At 48.1% G+C, this 19,922-nt stretch carries 4 protein-coding genes, 2 rRNA genes and 1 pseudogene; all 7 read left to right on the forward strand.

The features are described from left to right. The first annotated feature begins 128 nt into the window (after positions 1–128). Positions 129–3,075 (forward strand): 23S ribosomal RNA (locus MHH57_RS11765). 151 nt (positions 3,076–3,226) lie between these two features. Next, positions 3,227–3,343, forward strand: a 5S ribosomal RNA gene (rrf, locus tag MHH57_RS11770). 480 nt (positions 3,344–3,823) lie between these two features. Next, positions 3,824–4,075, forward strand: a pseudogene (locus MHH57_RS11775) (zinc ribbon domain-containing protein); the annotation flags it as partial. 421 nt (positions 4,076–4,496) lie between these two features. Next, complete coding sequence (locus MHH57_RS11780) at positions 4,497–4,820, forward strand: PBECR4 domain-containing protein (RefSeq protein ID WP_342435111.1); 324 nt, start codon at positions 4,497–4,499, stop codon at positions 4,818–4,820. Positions 4,821–5,102: 282 nt separating this feature from the next. After that, positions 5,103–5,279, forward strand: coding sequence for a GNAT family acetyltransferase (locus MHH57_RS11785; protein WP_238438043.1), 177 nt, complete (start codon positions 5,103–5,105; stop codon positions 5,277–5,279). Between the two features lie 749 nt (positions 5,280–6,028). Then, complete coding sequence (gene fabD, locus MHH57_RS11790; RefSeq protein WP_069012384.1) at positions 6,029–7,252, forward strand: ACP S-malonyltransferase; 1,224 nt, start codon at positions 6,029–6,031, stop codon at positions 7,250–7,252. Continuing rightward, positions 7,227–19,907, forward strand: a complete 12,681-nt coding sequence (locus MHH57_RS11795) for a non-ribosomal peptide synthetase (RefSeq protein ID WP_069012383.1) — start codon at positions 7,227–7,229, stop codon at positions 19,905–19,907. Before fabD ends, MHH57_RS11795 begins: the two co-directional genes overlap by 26 nt. Positions 19,908–19,922: the final 15 nt, after the last annotated feature.

Here is a 19,922-nt window from a genome sequence, read left to right on the forward strand (position 1 = left end):
TATTCCTTTAAGCTGATCTTGTGCAAACAAGTGAAATAAAGGTAGCAGGTAAGGAAAGATCTTTTGCCTTTGGCAAAAATCATTTCTTATCGAACATCGACATTTTCTTTCTTTGAAAGAAAAGTCTAGGTTAAGCTACAAAGAGCACACGGAGGATGCCTAGGCGCCAGGAGCCGACGAAGGACGTGGCGAACAACGATAAGGCCTCGGGGAGCTGTAAGCAAGCTTTGATCCGGGGATGTCCGAATGGGGAAACCCGGCTGTCTTCATCGACAGTCACTTTCTGCTGAATACATAGGCAGAATAGAGGCAGACCAGGGGAACTGAAACATCTAAGTACCCTGAGGAAGAGAAAACAATAGTGATTCCGTCAGTAGCGGCGAGCGAACGCGGATTAGCCCAAACCAAGGAGCTTGCTCCTTGGGGTTGTGGGACGTCTCACATGGAGTTACAAAGGAACCGGTTAGATGAAGAGGTCTGGAAAGGCCCGCCAGAGAAGGTAAAAGCCCTGTAGTTCAAAACTTGTTCTCTCCGAGACGGATCCCGAGTAGTGCGGGGCACGTGAAACCCCGTATGAATCCGGCAGGACCATCTGCCAAGGCTAAATACTCCCTGGCGACCGATAGTGAAGCAGTACCGTGAGGGAAAGGTGAAAAGCACCCCGGAAGGGGAGTGAAATAGATCCTGAAACCGTGTGCTTACAAGAAGTCAGAGCCCTATGATATTTTCCTTTGGAAAAATCACGGGTGATGGCGTGCCTTTTGTAGAATGAACCGGCGAGTTACGTTCCCGTGCAAGGTTAAGGTGAAGAGCTGAAGCCGCAGCGAAAGCGAGTCTGAATAGGGCGAATGAGTACGTGGACGTAGACCCGAAACCGGGTGATCTACCCCTGTCCAGGGTGAAGGTGCGGTAACACGCACTGGAGGCCCGAACCCACGCATGTTGAAAAATGCGGGGATGAGGTGGGGGTAGCGGAGAAATTCCAATCGAACCCGGAGATAGCTGGTTCTCCCCGAAATAGCTTTAGGGCTAGCCTCGGAAAGAAGAATCGTGGAGGTAGAGCACTGATTGGGTGCGGGGCCCGCAAGGGTTACCAAGCTCAGTCAAACTCCGAATGCCATAGATTTAGTTCCGGGAGTCAGACAGTGAGTGCTAAGATCCATTGTCGAAAGGGAAACAGCCCAGACCATCAGCTAAGGTCCCCAAGTGTGTGTTAAGTGGGAAAGGATGTGGAGTTGCACAGACAACCAGGATGTTGGCTTAGAAGCAGCCACCATTGAAAGAGTGCGTAATAGCTCACTGGTCGAGTGACTCTGCGCCGAAAATGTAACGGGGCTAAACACACCACCGAAGCTATGGCTTGATGCTTGCATCAGGGGTAGGGGAGCGTTGAATGCGGGTTGAAGGTGTACCGTAAGGAGCGCTGGACTGCATTCAAGTGAGAATGCCGGTATGAGTAACGAAAAGATCTGTGAGAATCAGATCCGCCGAAAGCCTAAGGGTTCCTGAGGAAGGTTCGTCCGCTCAGGGTAAGTCGGGACCTAAGGCGAGGCCGATAGGCGTAGTCGAAGGACAACAGGTCGAAATTCCTGTACCACCGTAATCCGTTATGAGCGATGGGGTGACGCAGTAGGGTAGTGACGCGGACGGATGGATGTCCGTCTAAGCAGTGAGGCTGGTGTGTAGGCAAATCCGCACATCGTAAGGCTGGGCTGTGATGGGGAGCGAAAATTATAGTAGCGAAGGTCATGATCTCAGACTGCCAAGAAAAGCCTCTAGCCAGGAGAAGGTGCCCGTACCGCAAACCGACACAGGTAGGCGAGAAGAGAATTCTAAGGCGCGCGGAAGAACTCTCGTTAAGGAACTCGGCAAAATGACCCCGTAACTTCGGGAGAAGGGGTGCCTCGGTAGGGTGAATAGCCCGAGGGGGCCGCAGTGAAAAGGCCCAAGCGACTGTTTAGCAAAAACACAGGTCTGTGCGAAGCCGCAAGGCGAAGTATACGGGCTGACGCCTGCCCGGTGCTGGAAGGTTAAGGGGAGTGGTAAGCTCGCAAGAGCGAAGCTATGAACCGAAGCCCCAGTAAACGGCGGCCGTAACTATAACGGTCCTAAGGTAGCGAAATTCCTTGTCAGGTAAATTCTGACCCGCACGAATGGCGTAACGACTTGGGCGCTGTCTCAACGAGAGATCCGGTGAAATTTTAATACCTGTGAAGATGCAGGTTACCCGCGACAAGACGGAAAGACCCCATGGAGCTTTACTGCAGCTTGATATTGAATTTGGGTACGATCTGTACAGGATAGGTGGGAGCCGTCGAACTTTGAGCGCCAGCTTGAAGGGAGGCATCCTTGGGATACCACCCTGATCGTATCTAGGTTCTAACTTGGTACCGTAATCCGGTGCGAGGACAGTGTCAGGTGGGCAGTTTGACTGGGGCGGTCGCCTCCTAAAGAGTAACGGAGGCGCCCCAAGGTTCCCTCAGAATGGTTGGAAATCATTCGAAGAGTGCAAAGGCAGAAGGGAGCTTGACTGCGAGACCTACAAGTCGAGCAGGGACGAAAGTCGGGCTTAGTGATCCGGTGGTACCGCATGGAAGGGCCATCGCTCAACGGATAAAAGCTACCCTGGGGATAACAGGCTTATCTCCCCCAAGAGTCCACATCGACGGGGAGGTTTGGCACCTCGATGTCGGCTCATCGCATCCTGGGGCTGAAGTAGGTCCCAAGGGTTGGGCTGTTCGCCCATTAAAGCGGTACGCGAGCTGGGTTCAGAACGTCGTGAGACAGTTCGGTCCCTATCTGTCGTGGGCGTAGGAAATTTGAGAGGAGCTGTCCTTAGTACGAGAGGACCGGGATGGACGTACCGCTGGTGTACCAGTTGTTCCGCCAGGAGCACCGCTGGGTAGCTATGTACGGAAGGGATAAGCGCTGAAAGCATCTAAGCGTGAAGCCCCCCTCAAGATGAGATTTCCCAGTATGTAAGACCCCTTGAAGACGACGAGGTAGATAGGTTGGGGGTGGAAGTGCAGTAATGCATGGAGCTGACCAATACTAATCGGTCGAGGGCTTATCCTAAGATAAGACGCAAATGAGTTTCGGATCCAGTTTTCAGGGTGTAACCTTGAAGGTATGTATAAGTGACATACGACAAGCGCATGGCTATTCATTCACACGATATGTGGTGAACCGAATAACCTTACGGAAGAATTTGCATAGCAAATTCATGTTTGGTGGCGATAGCGGAGGGGTTCCACACGTACCCATCCCGAACACGACCGTTAAGCCCTCCAGCGCCGATGGTACTTGGACCGCAGGGTCCTGGGAGAGTAGGACGTCGCCAAGCACGATAAAAGAGAGCACAGCCATAATGGGCTGTGCTCTCTTTTATCTTTTCGGAATTAGATATTTAAACAGTTTAATGAAAGGATATGGAAACTAAGAAGGAATAACATAGAAGTAACCTAGTCCTGACGAAGAGTAGGGTGACGTAGTTCTTACATTGAAATAACAAAAACGAAACATGTATTAAAAATGCTTCGGCCATACCCTGCTGGATTAATGAACTCGTATCCCGTTTCTAAAGCTGTAGGGAATGTTCACCATACAGACGCAAGTTTAATTGAAGAAATTCCTCTGAACTCAAAGTGAACTGTTAGCCTAAAGAGTGCTATTATATGTATGAGCATGGATATGTATTACGTCCATATGAAATAAAAGTAAGCATAACGGAATGCTGGATTATTATGCTTGTTCCTGAAGATATGTCTCTGAAAGGTTTTAAGACATTTATTTTATGGGTGCTAACAAGGACAAAGTGAGAAATCAGCTTGCTAAAGCGATGATAAGTGAAGTATCTTGGAGCTTCTTCCGTTCAATGTTTGAGTACAAGGCGAACTGGTAAGGACGTGATCTGATTATTGCACCCAAAGCTAGTAGCCAATTATGCTCATGTTGCGGTTACAAAAATGCAGACGTGAAGAATCTTGGCTTGCGTGAATGGACTTGTCCCATCTGTAATGTACATCATGATCGGGACGTGAACGCTGCCAATAATCTGCTGAAACTCGCATTGTAATTGCATCTATTGGGTTAGAGACTAGCCTGTAAACTTGGAGCAGTAGCTCTATTGACCAAGAAGCACCCATCTCTTAGGTGGCGTGTAGTTCACTAAGTCATTAGATGAACAAATATAATTTTAAAGATAAACTTGAACAAATGAAATGCCGCATATAGTGTAAAGTAACCCGCTGTATTAAGGATTCAGTTCGGTTTCTAAGGATAAAAATCACTTTGCATGTTGCTATTTATGAGCAAATTTATTTGCTCCGACTACGCGGATGAGGCACTCGCGCGTACCCGCTTGGGGGCACTTACGGGTGAAAAATAGTTCCATTCCTATCCCGCAGGGAGATGATCTCTGCCGTTGCCACTATTATGTTAATAACGTGAATCGGCCTTGATTATTCAAGGCCGATTCTTGAGCTTAGGGAAATGTTATGTACTTATCTGTTCATGAACTCATAGATTTAGAAGAGCTTCCTTCAGAAGAGCAATTGACGCTGCAGACCATTGCACAATTTTATGAGGAGCACCTTTGTAACTTAATTTTTCATTATAAAATTCGTCATAAAAAGCGTGGCATCAGGTTGCATTTTAGAACTTTTGATCTTCTTCATTTACTTTGCATACATAAAATGAAAACTGGGTCTTCATATCGTGGAAAAAAAGGGTTTCCAAAATTAAGACAAGGAACACTGACTTTAGAAATGCTGAAAAAAGCCAACTTAGGCGGATATGAGAGAACCATTTATCGTATATGACATTTCCCATTTCTTCATAAATTACTACATCAACCTAGCTTTATTATTTTTAATCCTCAGTTAGCCCAAAGCATGATTGATGCTGAGTTTATGTTGTATAACATTTTTAGTGGCAGATACATTCATTTGGGTATAAAGAAAGAAGATAATTCGGACTTTTACGTTCCTGTTACTTTTTTGGAGCGTAAACCCCCTTATCAAGGAATGACTGTTGTTAAAATTGATGACATAGATATTGATTTTACCTGAACATTCAGATAACTTAGTGCAGACGAACAGTATGTGACCTACGAAGCGTACGAAATGATCCGGCAGTTGGGACTCCAGTGGCCTGCCACTCAGGCAGACGTTGCTCTCATTCGGGAGAACATTAAACACAATGATTGCTATGTGCTGGAAATTAACGGGGTCATTCAGGCTACTGTTAGCCATTCGAAAAATAAGCCCTTGATTTTATAATCGACTTGCCGTTTGTGATGTGGTTCGCTGTAGACCCCGCTGCACAGGCCAAGGGTACGGGAGAAAACGAATTGAGTAGAACACACGATTATTCGTGATCAGTTGGGTGCCCCTGCGGTGACACTGGCGACAGCGGAGAAGCATCCATATCTGCTATCCATGTACGAGCGTTGGGAATTCATTAAAAATTACAAACAATGCCTGATTTTTAGACAAAAGAGGGCATTGTTTGTGTATATAATATACTTATACATTATATCGACATACTTTAATTTACTTTTATATTTATATTGAAACAAAATCATTCATATATCGCATTTTTTCCTTATTAAAGGAATTTAAAAAAGATATTGACATTTTTCGAGTCCATATCTATTATATAAATAAAATATTTCTCATTTAATACTTAACATCGAAAAACATCCTGTATGACCTCAACAATTTCTCATTACATTCATCTATGATACTGAATTTTAGGTTCCAAGCCTGGAATTCCAGTATACCTCAAGTTTTTTTACACTTCCAAGTCTACTCACACATCTGACTTTTGATCTCAATCACACCACGAATGGAAACTCCATAACCAACTCATTTTTACATGTCGATTACTGTTTTTTGACAATCGGTTTTGTTGCTTTTTGCTACATCTATCTCTACAGCTATTGTCTTCATACATATGTACATTAACACCTGAATCGTAAAAACATTTTTGCTTTGCCACATCTTTGTGGGGAGGAAAGGGGTTTGATATGAATCGCATTGCTTTGGTTTTTCCTGGGCAAGGCTCTCAGTATGTAGGAATGGGGGCTACGTGGCATAGCGGCTTTGCAGAAGCGGATCGCTTGTTCGAAGAGGCTGCTGATATTTTGGGATATGATCTGAAAGCTTTATGCATGGCAGGTCCGATGACCCAGCTATCCAGAACATTCTATACTCAGCCCGCACTTCTCACGATCAGTGTCATTGCATTCCGGCGTTATATGCATGAAATCGGAATTATCCCTGAATTTTCAGCAGGTCATAGCCTGGGTGAATATTCAGCTCTGGTAAGTAGCGGTGTTCTATCCTTTAGCGACGCTTTACGACTGGTTCAAAAGCGAGGACGCATCATGGAAGAAGCCGCAGAGGCCGGTCTGGGCAGCATGATTGCCATTCGCGGAGCTGAGTTGAACGCCGTGGAAGAATTCTGTCGTCTGCACTCCCCAATCGATCAGCCTGCTGTTATTGCTTGTTACAATTCGCCTAATCAGTATGTCATCTCTGGTCATCATACATCGATAGCTATGGTAGCTGACAAGTTAGAACAGCGGGGGGCCCAAATTACTCGCTTGCAGGTCAGCGGCCCTTTTCATAGTCCGCTTATGCAGCATGCTGCGGACAGGCTGACCATCGAGCTGCAAAAATACACTTTCCATGAAGCGCAGTGGCCCGTGATCTCCAATGTGACCGCTCTGCCATACCCCGATGTTGACAGCATCCGTCAAGGATTGATTTTGCAAATGACTCACCCGGTTCGCTGGATTCAAACCATGCAGTATATGGAGAATCATGGCGTGGAACAAGGCATCGAGTTAGGTCCACGAACGGTGCTGAAAAATTTGGCGAAGGAAATAAGCACTACCATTGAATTGCTGTCCGTGGATAGAGACTTGGATCGCGTTGAACTGGAACGCCGCTTCTCAATCCGTGATTGGGTTGCTCGTTCCCTTTCACTGGCGGTATCTACCCCCAATGCCAATTGGAATGAAGATGATTATCGAAAGGGTGTTATTTTACCTGTTCAAAGACTGGAAGAATTACTTCGAAGCTCTGAATCAGGGAGCGGTTCACCTCCTGCTTTTGAGCAAAGACAGGAGATTTTGGAGTGTATTCGCCTGGTGTTGCAAACCAAACAGGTCTCCGAAGGAGAGCAGAAAGTAATGCTAGAGCAATTGAGGAGGGATCAGGATGGAACAGTTTCAAACTTTAATTGAAATCATTCATGACCGTGCAAGCCGGGATGAGAACGGAATCACCTTTATTTCTGGTGATAAACAAGAGGAATACGTATCCTACTGTAAACTTCTGGAGCAAGCATCACAGGTACTTTATGAATTACAGGAAAAAGGGATACAACCTGGCGATGAGCTGATCATGCAGATCGACGACAATCATACCTTTGTGAATGTATTTTGGGGTTGCCTACTCGGTGGAATCGTTCCTGTTCCTGTAAGCATAGGGAATAATGATGAGCATAAAATGAAATTGTTTAAAATCTGGAATACACTTTCCCGCCCTTATATGATTGCAGATGACAAGGTATTGGAGCAGTTGGAAAAATACTCGCACCAGCACGAACTGCTGGATTCCTTTGAGCCCGTTAAAAAAGCGACTTTTTCAAGCCATATATTCGATTTTTCCAATCAGAGTAAAGGTGTTGCCCATATACCCAAACCGGAGGATTTAGCTTTTATCCAATTTTCCTCAGGTTCTACAGGTGATCCCAAAGGAGTCATGCTGACGCATGAAAATTTGGTTTACAATATTCGGGATGTCGCAAATCAAACGGGCATGAGCTCCAAGGATGCTTATTTGGGCTGGATGCCGCTTACGCATGACCTGGGATTGATCGCATTTCATTTAACCTGTGTGATCGCTAATGCCAAGCAGTTGATTATGCCAACGGCACTTTTTATCAGACGCCCGTCTTTATGGCTAAAAAAAGTATCGGAGCATAAGGTGACTCAAATATGCTCTCCCAATTTTGGATATAAATTTTTTCTCGATCAGTATAAACCCGAAACAGCAGCTAACTGGGATTTGTCAAATGTCCGTATGATCTTAAATGGAGCGGAGCCCGTATCTGTGGAGCTTTGTGATGTGTTTATGGATGCAATGAGTGTTCACGGTTTGAATAAAAATGCGATGTTTCCTGTCTACGGATTGGCAGAGGCGAGTGTGGGAGTTTCCTCTCCACCTCTGGACAAAAGCACCTTTATACCCATTCATTTGAACCGGCAGCAGTTACACGTGGGTGAACCCATAGAAGAAGTGGACAAGTCCGACAAGCGGTGTCTTACTTTTGTGGATTTGGGGTATCCGTTGGCCAGTACCTCTGTCCGCATTTGCGATGAAAAAAATCAGGTGCTTGAAGATGGGGTGATTGGACACACACAGATCCGCGGCAAAAATGTGACATCCGGATACTATAACAATCCAGAGGCTACCGCGAAGGTCAAAACAGAGGATGGCTGGCTTATCACCGGCGATTTAGGGTTTATGCGGAACGGTCGCCTGACTATTACTGGTAGAGCCAAGGATATCATTTTCGTGAACGGACAGAATGTCTACCCGCATGACATCGAGAGGATTGCCGAGGAACTGGATGGTGTGGATCTCGGAAAAGTAGCCGTGTGCGGTGTACATGATACGCAAACGAGGCAGGATCGTATTATTGCCTTTGTGATGCACACGAAAAAGATAGAGCATTTTGTACCGCTTGTCCAAAAGCTGAAAAGTCATCTAAATTACCGGGGAGGTTGGCATATTCAGGATGTGGTTCCGATCCGGCGTATTCCTAAAACAACCAGTGGAAAGGTTCAGCGCTTCAAATTAGCCCAGAGTTATGAGCAGGGCGAATTTGATGAAATATTGACAGCACTGGCCGAGGCTACTCGAGTCATGCAAGCAGCTGAGCGTGTAGTCTTACCTCAAGGAGAGATAGAACAGAAGCTGATTGGAATCTGCCAGGATATTTTAAATGTAAAGTCGATCGGGACGGACGACAGCTACTTTGATATCGGAGTGACTTCCTTGCAGCTCGTTCAAATTGTGGACCTGTTGGAGGATCAATTAGGGATTCATATTGAGGTGACGGACTTCTTTTCCTATCCGACCATCGCCAAGCTTGCTGCATATATCTCTAGTCAGGGCATGAGCAGCGACCCGGCTGCAACAGCACAGTCCGAGACCAAGGAGGAAGCAAATGTCCGGGATATCGCCATCATCGGCATGTCAGGCAAGTTTCCTCAAGCGGAAACATTAGAGCAGTTTTGGGCGAATGTGGCATCAGGGGCTGACAATATCGGCCCGTACAGCGATGAAAGAAGAAAAGATGCCGAAGATTTCATTTCCCGTTTGAATACGGAAGGACGGAATATGCAAATTGCAGAAGGCGGCTATCTGGATGAAGTAGACAAGTTCGATTACTCCTTCTTTAAGCTGACTCCACGGGAAGCCTCACTCATGGACCCGAATCAACGGTTATTTCTACAAACAGCCTGGAGCACGATTGAGGATGCGGGGTATGGGGGTAAGCAACTGGCAGGCCGAAAGGTCGGCGTGTATGTCGGCTTCTCCAAAACCAGCTTCGAATACGAGCGTTTGTTGTCTGAGGTGGAACCGGGAGCGCTGCCGAACTTTGCCATTGGTAATTTATCATCCATTATTTCCAGCAGGATTGCATATTTGCTCGATCTAAAAGGTCCGGCGCTAACCATTGATACAGCATGCTCTTCATCCCTCGTGGCAGTGCATTTGGCCTGCAAGTCCATCCTTAGCGGAGACTGCGACATGGCCTTGGCAGGAGGAGTGAAAACGATTTTACTGCCGCTGAAAGCGGGCATTGGCATGGAATCCTCCGATGATCGAGCACGCGCCTTCGACGACCAGTCGGACGGAACGGGCTGGGGTGAAGGAGTTGGAGCCGTTTTACTGAAGCCGCTGCGCAAAGCGGAACAAGACGGTGACAACATTTTAGCCGTGATCAAGGGAAGTGCCATCAATCAGGACGGCAGCACGATTGGTATTTCCGCGCCGAATGCCCTCGCTCAGGCAGAAGTGATTTCGCAGGCGTGGCGTGATGCACGGATTGATCCTGAAACGATAAGTTATATCGAAGCACATGGCACCGGCACCAAGCTGGGTGATCCGGTTGAGATTGACGGCATTACCAAGGCTTTCCGCAAGCATACACAGCGTAAGCAGTTTGTGGCGATCAGCACGGTCAAAACGAATATCGGTCATTTATACGAAGCCGCCGGGATTGCGGGCTTGATCAAATCCGTATTGTCCATGAAGCACCAACAGATTGCGCCGCTCGTTCATTTTCGCACACCAAACCAAAAGATCCATTTTGAGGAATCCCCGGTATATGCCAATACGAGGCTTAGGGAATGGAAGACGGACGGTTTCCCCAGAAGAAGCGGCCTGAGTTCCTTTGGATTCAGCGGGACAAACTGCCATGTGGTGCTGGAGGAATATATAGCGAGGGCAGAATCAGACCAAGCCTCAACGGACAGCAATAATAGATCATCACCACTGCTGCTGACCCTGTCAGCGCGGAGTGAATCCGCTTTGCACGAGCTGGTCGGGCGGTACGCAGAACGGTTCGGATGTGCGGAAGAACTCGTGATGCAGGAGGTATGCTATACGGCTAACACAGGCAGAAGTCACCTGAATCACCGGATTGCTGTTACTGCCGCAGGGGCGGATGCGTTGAAGGCGAAGGTGCTTCAGTTACACGAACAAGGTAGAGTCGTCGAAGGTGTATACACCGGGAAAGCGGATAGCACAGGTGGCGCAGAGATGGTCACTGGAAGCTTGGACACGTTGCAATCACTGGAGCAACTGGCTGCCAAGTATGTGCAAGGAGCGCAGATCGATTGGAATGCCCTCTATGCAGGTAAGCACTATAAAAAGGTTTCTCTGCCTACGTATCCATTCGAACGGAAAAGATGCTGGATTAACGTACCCGAACAGGTTCGAACGGAACAGAAGGTACCAGTTCATGAAAACTCAAAAGCAAAGGAGTCTGGAATTATGGGGAACGAGTATTCAGCGCCAGCATCTACTACCGATCAGCACAAATCATCTATTCTTCAAAAGTTAGCGAAAATGATCGGTAACGTGTCCCAACTCAGTCTGGAGGAACTGGAGCCACAAACACATTTTCTGGAGCTTGGGCTGGATTCCATTAATTTGTCCCAGGTTCGCCACAGTATCAAGGATACCTTCGGACTGGACATTCCAATGAACGAATTTTTCGAATCGTTGACCACGCTGGAGCTGTTGGCCAGCTACGTAGCCGAGCGGGTCAGCATTTTCACTTCTGCTGAAACCCCGGTTCAATCTGTGGAAAATCGTCCAGAAACAACTCTGAATCAGGTTGATCACGCAGCTTTCCCGCTAACCCAACCGTCTCATGAATCCGCTGTTCCGGCTGCGGCATCCGTTTATGCCATAGACACGGCTGGACAAACACGGGCTCAAAGCTTTCCAATCGCTACAGCTCCTGCGGCTGTAGAGCGAATTTTGGAGCAACAGCTACATCTGATGTCACAGCAGCTCGATGTTCTCCGGCATCAGCCATTTGCATCCGTAATAGCTTCCGAGGCATTTAACCCGGAAACGGGCGTTTTGCTACCGGCAAGTAGTGAAAGTGCGCAGATCATCCGTACCGAATCCAAGCAGAAAGTCGCGGCTGCATTAGCACCAGCACCATCCGTAAAGGCTGTTTTCAAGCAGACAGGCAATGAAGCCAAGCCGTATACGCCTTATAAAAAGCTGGATGTTAAAGCACGTGAATTGCTTTCGCTCCGTCAGGAACAACACCTACAAGAACTGATTGAACGCTACACGGCCCGTACGCGTAGCACCAAACAGTACACCCAGCAGTATCGCTCCGTATACGCCAATAACCGCAATGTGGCTGGTTTCCGGCCTGTTTTGAAGGAAATGGTGTATCAAATTGTATCCCAACGCGCCGATGGTTCAAAAATTTGGGATCTGGACGGCAATGAATATGTCGACTTGACGATGGGCTTTGGTGTGAATCTGTTCGGACACAATCCAGCCTTTATTCGTGAAGAAATTGAAGAAGAGCTGAAGAACGGCATGTGTGTCGGCCCCATGTCCAACATGGCCGGACAGGTCGCCGAGCGAATATGCAAGATGACCGGCGTGGAACGGATTGCCCTGTATAATTCCGGCACGGAAGCCGTCATGGTCGCGCTCCGTTTGGCACGTGCTGCCACTGGACGAGCTAAAGTCGTCATTTTTGCTGGCTCGTATCACGGTACATTCGACGGGGTGCTGGCACTGGGGAGCGCGGGTGATGACAAGGAGCATTCGACACCTCTAGCTCCAGGTATCTTGCAGCATATGGTGGACGATGTCGTCGTGCTTCATTATGGGGCGGACGATTCTCTGGATTATATCCGCACCCATGCGCATGAACTGGCCGCGGTTATCGTGGAGCCGGTACAAAGCCGCCGACCAGATTTTCAGCCTAAAGCCTTTTTGCAGGAAATTCGCCAGATAACGGAGCAGTCGGGTACTGCCTTCATTTTTGATGAAGTCATCACAGGCTTCCGGATTCAGCCCGGAGGAGCCCAAGCGTGGTTTGGGGTACAAGCCGACCTCGTAACCTACGGTAAAATCATTGGCGGCGGGCTGCCCATCGGCATCGTAGCCGGAAAAGCCGCCTTTATGAACGGGATCGACGGAGGCACGTGGAGCTTCGGGGATGATTCCTATCCGCAGCATGAGCAGCAGCGAACCTTTGTGGCAGGAACCTTCTGCCATCATCCGCTGGCAATGGCTGCATCCTTAGCGGTGCTGGATCATTTGGAGAAGCATGGCGAGCAACTGCAAAATCGCTTGAACAGCCGCACCTCGGCGTTAGCAGCGGAGCTGAACAGCTATTTCACTGACGAACGCGTACCTATGAAGGTCGTTCACTTTGGCTCCCTATTCCGCTTCGTGCTCAAAGGCGATCTGGAGCTGTTCTTCTATCACATGCTGGACAAAGGCATCTATATCTGGGAGGGACGAAACTGCTTCTTGTCTACGGCCCATACCGAGGAAGATATTGCGCGAATCGTACAAGCGGTCAAGGATAGCGTGAACGAGCTGCGTAAAGGGGGATTTTTATCGGACCCGCCCCCGAATGGAAACGGCCCGGGGCCGGGAAAGCAACCTGTACCTGTAACCGTACCTCCAGAGGCTGAAGCAGCAGAAACTGTTATTGCGTTAACTCCAGAGCAAAAGCAGCTTTGGTTCGCTTCTGTTTCAGATCGAAGTGACTCTCAATCTTTACACGAAACCGCCTTGTTGCGGTTTCGTGGTCCACTTCAGCAGCAGGCGTTCAACCAAGCTGTCCAGACCATTGTAAACCGTCATGAAGCCTTACATATCTTTATGAGCGGCGATGGGGAAACTCAGGTGTTCGCTCCTGTGGTGAAAGCGGAAATCCCACTTCATGATTTTACCAGTTATCGCCCAGATGAACAGGAACAACATATCTGGGCATGGATGATCAAGGACAGTGAAACCCCATTTGCCATGACGCCAGGCGAGCCATTATTCCGGATTCATCTGCTGAAAATATCGAATGAAGAGCATCTGGGTGTTTTTACGTTTCATCATTTTATCGCGGATGGCTGGTCAATCAGTGTATTCATTCAGGAACTGGAACACATCTATTCTGCGCTAGTTCGACATGCTGCCTACAACCTTCCCGATCCAGTACCTTTTCGGAATTACGTTGTTTGGCAGCAGGATCAATTGAAAGCCGGGAAAGATGAGGCCCTAGCTTTTTGGTCGGCAGTGCTAGAAAAGCAGCAGCCTGTTCTCCATTTGCCATCTCCGGTGAGGGGAATACAGATTCCGTCTTCCAGAGGAAGCAGACATACCGTAATGCTCGAAGCGCCGCTCGTTAAACAATTGAGATCCGCCAGCATAAAGCTAGGCAGCAGTCTTTTTATAACGCTGCTATCCGCCTTTCAGATTTTTCTACATCGGCTGACAGGGCAGCAGGAAGTAACGGTGGGGGTTCCCACCGCAGGACAATCCCATATGGACGCCTTCTCTCTGATCGGCAACTGTGTCAACTTGCTTCCGATGATCAGCGAAGTGCGTCCTGATGCTACTTTTACGGAGCATGTCCAAACAGTCAAAAAGCGCATGAATGAACTGGATAGCTTCCAAAAGTACAGCTTTGCGGGACTCGCTCAGCTGGGGCTGAGGCATTTGCCTGTCATTAACGCTGTATTCAATATGGATCGACCGATTCCGCGTTTTCAATTCCATGAACTGGAAGTGGAACTCATTGAGAATGAGGTATCATTCAGCAAATACGAGTTGTTTTTGAACGTGACAGAGGCGCAGCAACAATTACGTCTTGATTTCGACTACAATTCGGATCTTTTTCAGCCAAACATTATCGAAGCCTGGTCAGGATATTTCCTGAATCTGCTGTATTCCATTGTAGAGGAAGAAGGGGCCCGCGTTTCCGCGCTGACTTTACTCCGTGCGTCGGAGAACGAACAACTTCGAACTGCATGGGCAGCAAATACCGACGCCAACGGAAACTATCTTTGCGTCCTCGATGCCTACAAGCATTTGGCACCTGTTGGGACAGCAGGGGAGGTGTATCAAGCCTCAGGAGCAGGCCTGTTGGGAACGACCCGAGAATGGGCTTACGTAGAAAACGATGGCAAGCTGCGACATATTGGCAATTTGAATCGGACTATCCACATTCGCGGACATCGGGTTAATTTGGGGCAGTTGGAGAAACACCTGCTGCAAACTTTCCGATTGGAGTCCTGCGTCATTACACCGCAAACGGACGAAGCTGGAAAAGTCTCATATATAACCGCCTATGTGGTCGCAAACGCATCGAAGCCATGGGAAGAAGACGCACTGAAAAAGGCTGCAATCGAAATTCTTCCAGATTATACGCAGCCCCGTTTTTGGATTCCTATGGATCATATTCCTCTTCTGCCGGATGGTCAGCCTGATCTACAGGCTTTGCCAGAGCCGGGACAAGCAAGTGTATTGACTAAAACAGACACCGCTCCTGAGAACCACGGCGTAGAAGATCAACTCGTGAACATTTGGATGGACGTTCTGAATGTAACAGATATCAGCGATGACGATAATTTTTTTCAACTGGGTGGTGATTCACTAAAAGCGACGGTCATTCTGTCGAGAGTCAATAAGGAATTGGGTGTACACATTCCACTCAGCCACATTTTTGAGCTGCAAACGATTGCTGAGCTGGCTACATACATTGCGGGTGGAACAAAGAAGAACTATGAACCGATTGTATCTGTGAAATCGCAAGCCTTCTATCCGGTATCTTCTTCCCAAAAGAGAATGTACGTGCTGGATCAGCTGGGAGGTGGAAAGGCCTATCATGTACCAGGTCAGCTTTTCATAGAGGGAGATCTGGAGGTTCCCCGCTTCATTGAAGCCGTTAGGGAAGTTATTTTGCGTCATGAATCCTTTAGGACGTATTTCGATCTGGAAGACGGGGAAGTGGTACAAAAAGTTCGGGACACGATTCCATTCGACATTCCATATACCCGTATTTCCAAGGAAGAAGCAAAACAGGCTCGGACCTTGTTTGTTCAGCCTTTTCATCTGGGAACAGCTCCTTTATTCCGCGCCGAACTGTACGAATTTATCGAAGGTGGCTTCAATCTGCTAGTGGATATGCATCACATCGTGTCCGATGGTTTCTCCATGGCCGTGCTGCTAGATGAAATCATTCAACGGTATCAGGGCAGACAGCTTGCGAACATTCAGCTTCATTACAAAGACTTTGTTGCTTGGCAGAAGCAGCAGATCACTGACGACGCATTGCAAGCGCATGAATCATATTGGCTCCAGACCTTGAAGGGCGAGCTTCCTGTACTAAATATGCCTACGGACTTTTCGCGTCCACAAGCACAAAGCTTTGAAGGTGACAGCTTGACCGTCACCTTGGAATCCAAACTTACTAACACACTCTACAAATTGGCCCAAGATACCGAATCTACGATCTTTATGGTACTTTTGGCGGCTTATAATGTCCTGCTGGGCAAATATACTGGCCAAGAGGACATTATCGTGGGTACACCTGTTGCCGGAAGACGGCATGTGGATACGCAAGCGATGATTGGCATGTTCGTCAATACGCTGGTTCTTCGCAATCAGCCGCGATCTTCTTTAACGTTCCAATCCTTTTTGCAGGAGGTTAAGCAAAACTCGCTGCTGGCACTGGAGCATCAGGAATACCCGTTTGATGAGCTTGTAGACAAACTGGAACTGGTGCGCGACGTAAGTCGAAACCCGGTGTTCGATACGATGTTCAGTTTGCAAAATGTCGGCACAGATGTTTTGGAAACAGGAGGCATTCGTTTTAAACCGGAAGAATTCAACGCGGGTATATCCAAGGTGGATTTTTCATTGCATGTGACCGAGGAAAAAGAATGTTTGTCCTTCACTTTGGAGTATGGCACAAAGCTGTTTAAACCGGAGACCATCCGACGGATGGGAGAGCATTTTGTGCGAATTTTGGAAACGGTGACGCAGGATGTCGGGGTGCGGTTGGCCGATATTACGATCGTATCTGATGAAGAGAAGCAATTACTGCTAACCGAATTTAATCATACCGTCGTACCTTTCCCGCACCATGAGACAGTTCACAGGCAGTTTGAAAAGCAGGTCGTACAGACGCCGGGTCATATAGCATTGGCGTTCGGAAATCAGCGTCTGACCTACCGGGACTTGAACGAACGTGCTAACTCACTGGCACGGATACTTCAAGCGAATGGTGTAGGACCCGATAAGCTAGTCGGCCTGATGGTGCAGCGTTCGGCGGAAATGATTATCGGTCTGCTCGCCGTGCTAAAAGCGGGTGGCGCTTATGTGCCTATCGATCCTGAATATCCGTCAGCCCGTATTGAGTATATGCTGAGTGACAGTGAGGCTGCCGTGCTCCTGACCAGTCGCGATCTGGTAGGAGAACACCATTACAGCGCCAACACCCTGTTTATCGAAGATGAGGAAGTATATCAAGGAGAAAGGACCAATCTGGAAGCCACTGCTCAGCCGGAGCATCTGGCTTACGTCATCTATACTTCTGGCTCAACCGGAAATCCGAAAGGAGTTATGCTCCAGCATCGCTCGGTGCTGAATTTTATTACAGGAATGCGTGAAGTGATTGACTTTGCAGCGCACAAAACGATTTTATCGCTAACCACTATTTCGTTCGATATTTTCGTTTTGGAAGCGATTCTGCCGCTGCTAGGCGGAATGACCGTCGTGCTAGGCGACCGCCATCATCAGGTCGATCCTCAGGCACTTGGCGAACTGATTACTGCACATCATATTGACATGCTGCAAATGACGCCATCGCGGCTGCACATGCTGCTGAGTCATGAGGAAGGCTCCCGTGCGCTGCAAGGTCTACAGGAAATTATGGTTGGGGGAGAAGCGCTTCCACCCAGGCTGCTGGAGGCATTGCAGAAATTGAATGGCCCCCGTATTTATAACATGTACGGACCTACGGAAACGACGGTTTGGTCGGCAGTGCAGGAACTTACCCATGCCAATCAGATTGACATTGGACGCCCCATTGCGAATACGCAAATTTACGTCATGGATGCGCAGGACAGATTACAGCCAATCGGTATACCGGGTGAGCTATGCATTGCAGGAGAAGGGCTGGCGCGTGGCTATTGGAACCGCGAGGATTTGACGGCAGAAAAATTTGTGGATAATCCATTTTCAATAGGGACACGAATGTACAGAACGGGTGACCTCGTTCGCTGGAAAGCAGATGGAAATCTGGAGTTTATCGGCCGAATCGACCATCAGGTGAAAGTACGTGGATTCCGGATCGAACTGGGTGAGGTTGAAAATGCTTTGATGAGCCATTCTGCAATTCAAGAGGCTGTCGTCACTGTATATCAAAACAAAGAGCAAGAATCCGTCTTGTGTGCCTACATTGTATTGCATACAGAAGAAACACCAAGCTTAACGGTCATTCATGAACATGCCGCCAAGTTGCTCCCGTATTATTCGGTTCCGTCTTACTTCGTGTTTCTGGATCGGATACCGTTGACACCGAACGGAAAAACCGACCGAAAAGCATTGCCGGAGCCTGAAAAGCTATTCCGACCGGATGTGGCCTATGTAGCGCCGCGAAATGATGTGGAAGAAGCTTTGGCCGCCGTATGGCAAGATGTTTTGGGACGCGATCAGGTGGGCATTCAGGATAACTTTTTTCTGCTCGGAGGCGACTCGATTAAAGCAGTTCAAGTCATCGCACGCATGCGTCTCCACGGGTATTTGCTGGATATCCGACACGTACTGGAGCATCCGTCCATTGAAATCCTGAGCGGCTATGCAGAAACATTGTCCCGTCCGATAGAGCAAGGTCCGATAGATGGAGAAGTACCACTGACACCGATACAACGACATCTACTCGATGGGTTTGAACGGCATCCAGCATCCGAGGCACTTCCTGCCGCAATGTCGGTACTGCTGTTGGCAAAGTCGGGCTTTGACGAGCAGCCATTGCGAGCCGCATTGAAGAAAATCGTAGAGCACCACGATGCTCTGCGCCTTGGCTTATTACAACAGGCTGACGAGTCGGTTACGCAAGCTCACAAAGGACTGCATGAACAGCTAATCACGCTGGAGGTACTGTCGCTTACGGGAACGGAAAGCGAAGCACGCAGCCAGATGGAAGCTGAATGTCAACGGATTCAAAGCAGCCTGCGGCTGTTTGAAGGACCACGAGTTCGGGCAGGGCTTTTCCGTCTGGATAGCGGAGATCATCTTTTCCTTGCTGTAGACCCACTAGTGGCTGACGCCATTTCATGGAATATTTTGCTCGAAGATCTGGCAACAGGCTACGGACAAGCTCTGGATGGGGAAACGATTGTTTTACCGGACAAAACGAACGCTTACCAAACGTGGGCAGAGCATCTTGAACATTATGCGAATAGTAAAGAGCTGCTCAAGGAGCAGGACTATTGGAACAAGATAGAGTTGTCAGAGTGGAGAACGCTTCCCAAAGACCATGAAGTCATTACGGATTCTGGATCGGAGAGACAAACACATCAGCTCCACCTGCAATTATCAACTGACGAAACCCAGCATCTGATGACACAGGTCAATCATGCCTATAATACCGTGCCGGAGGAAGTACTGCTGTCCGTACTGGGGCAAACAGTGTCCGAATGGTCAGGACAAGAACGGATTGCACTATACGTGGAGAACCCTGGCCGAGAGCAGGCTGAAACAAATTCGCTGGATATCTCCAGAACGGTAGGGCAGTTTACGTCCGTGTATCCAGTTGTACTGGACATCAAATCTGCGGATGATATAGCGCTGTTGCTCAAGCGTGTGAAGGAAACGGTTCGGCAGGTTCCAAATCACGGATTGGGCTACGGTGCATTGAGATATCTGACCGAAGCCAGCAATCCAACGGATTCTAAACGTTTTCGTCATCCGGAAATTGGTTTCCGTTATATAGACTCCCCACACCCGGAATCGGTTTATTTTTCAATATCGCCGCTGCAAGCTGAAATTGGACCAGGTACCAAGGATGTGATTAATGGTTCATCTTATGCTCTTTATATGGATAGCCGGTTGGAGGACGGAAAATTAAGTATCCGTATATCCTATGACAGGAATGCATATGAAGAGCGCACGGTCAAACAACTTTTCTCCCGCTTCGAAACACACCTGTTGAATACCATTCGTCATTGCCTTAATCAGTCCGGTCAGGAACTGACACCAACAGACGTAGGGGCAGATGATCTGGATTTGGAAGAGTTCGAAGAGATGAAGCATTTTTATGAAAGCCTATAAATATTCGATTGAGGG

This window comes from Paenibacillus sp. FSL H7-0442 (assembly GCF_038593105.1).
In the GTDB taxonomy this organism is placed as follows: Bacteria; Bacillota; Bacilli; order Paenibacillales; family Paenibacillaceae; genus Paenibacillus; species Paenibacillus polymyxa_D.

What these genes read in the sequence shown, in the direction of transcription:
- MHH57_RS11795 (WP_069012383.1), top strand. Translation starts at nt 7,227, where the DNA reads ATGGAACAGTTTCAAACTTTAATTGAAATCATTCATGACCGTGCAAGC.
- fabD (WP_069012384.1), top strand. Translation starts at nt 6,029, where the DNA reads ATGAATCGCATTGCTTTGGTTTTTCCTGGGCAAGGCTCTCAGTATGTA.
- MHH57_RS11780 (WP_342435111.1), top strand. Translation starts at nt 4,497, where the DNA reads ATGTACTTATCTGTTCATGAACTCATAGATTTAGAAGAGCTTCCTTCA.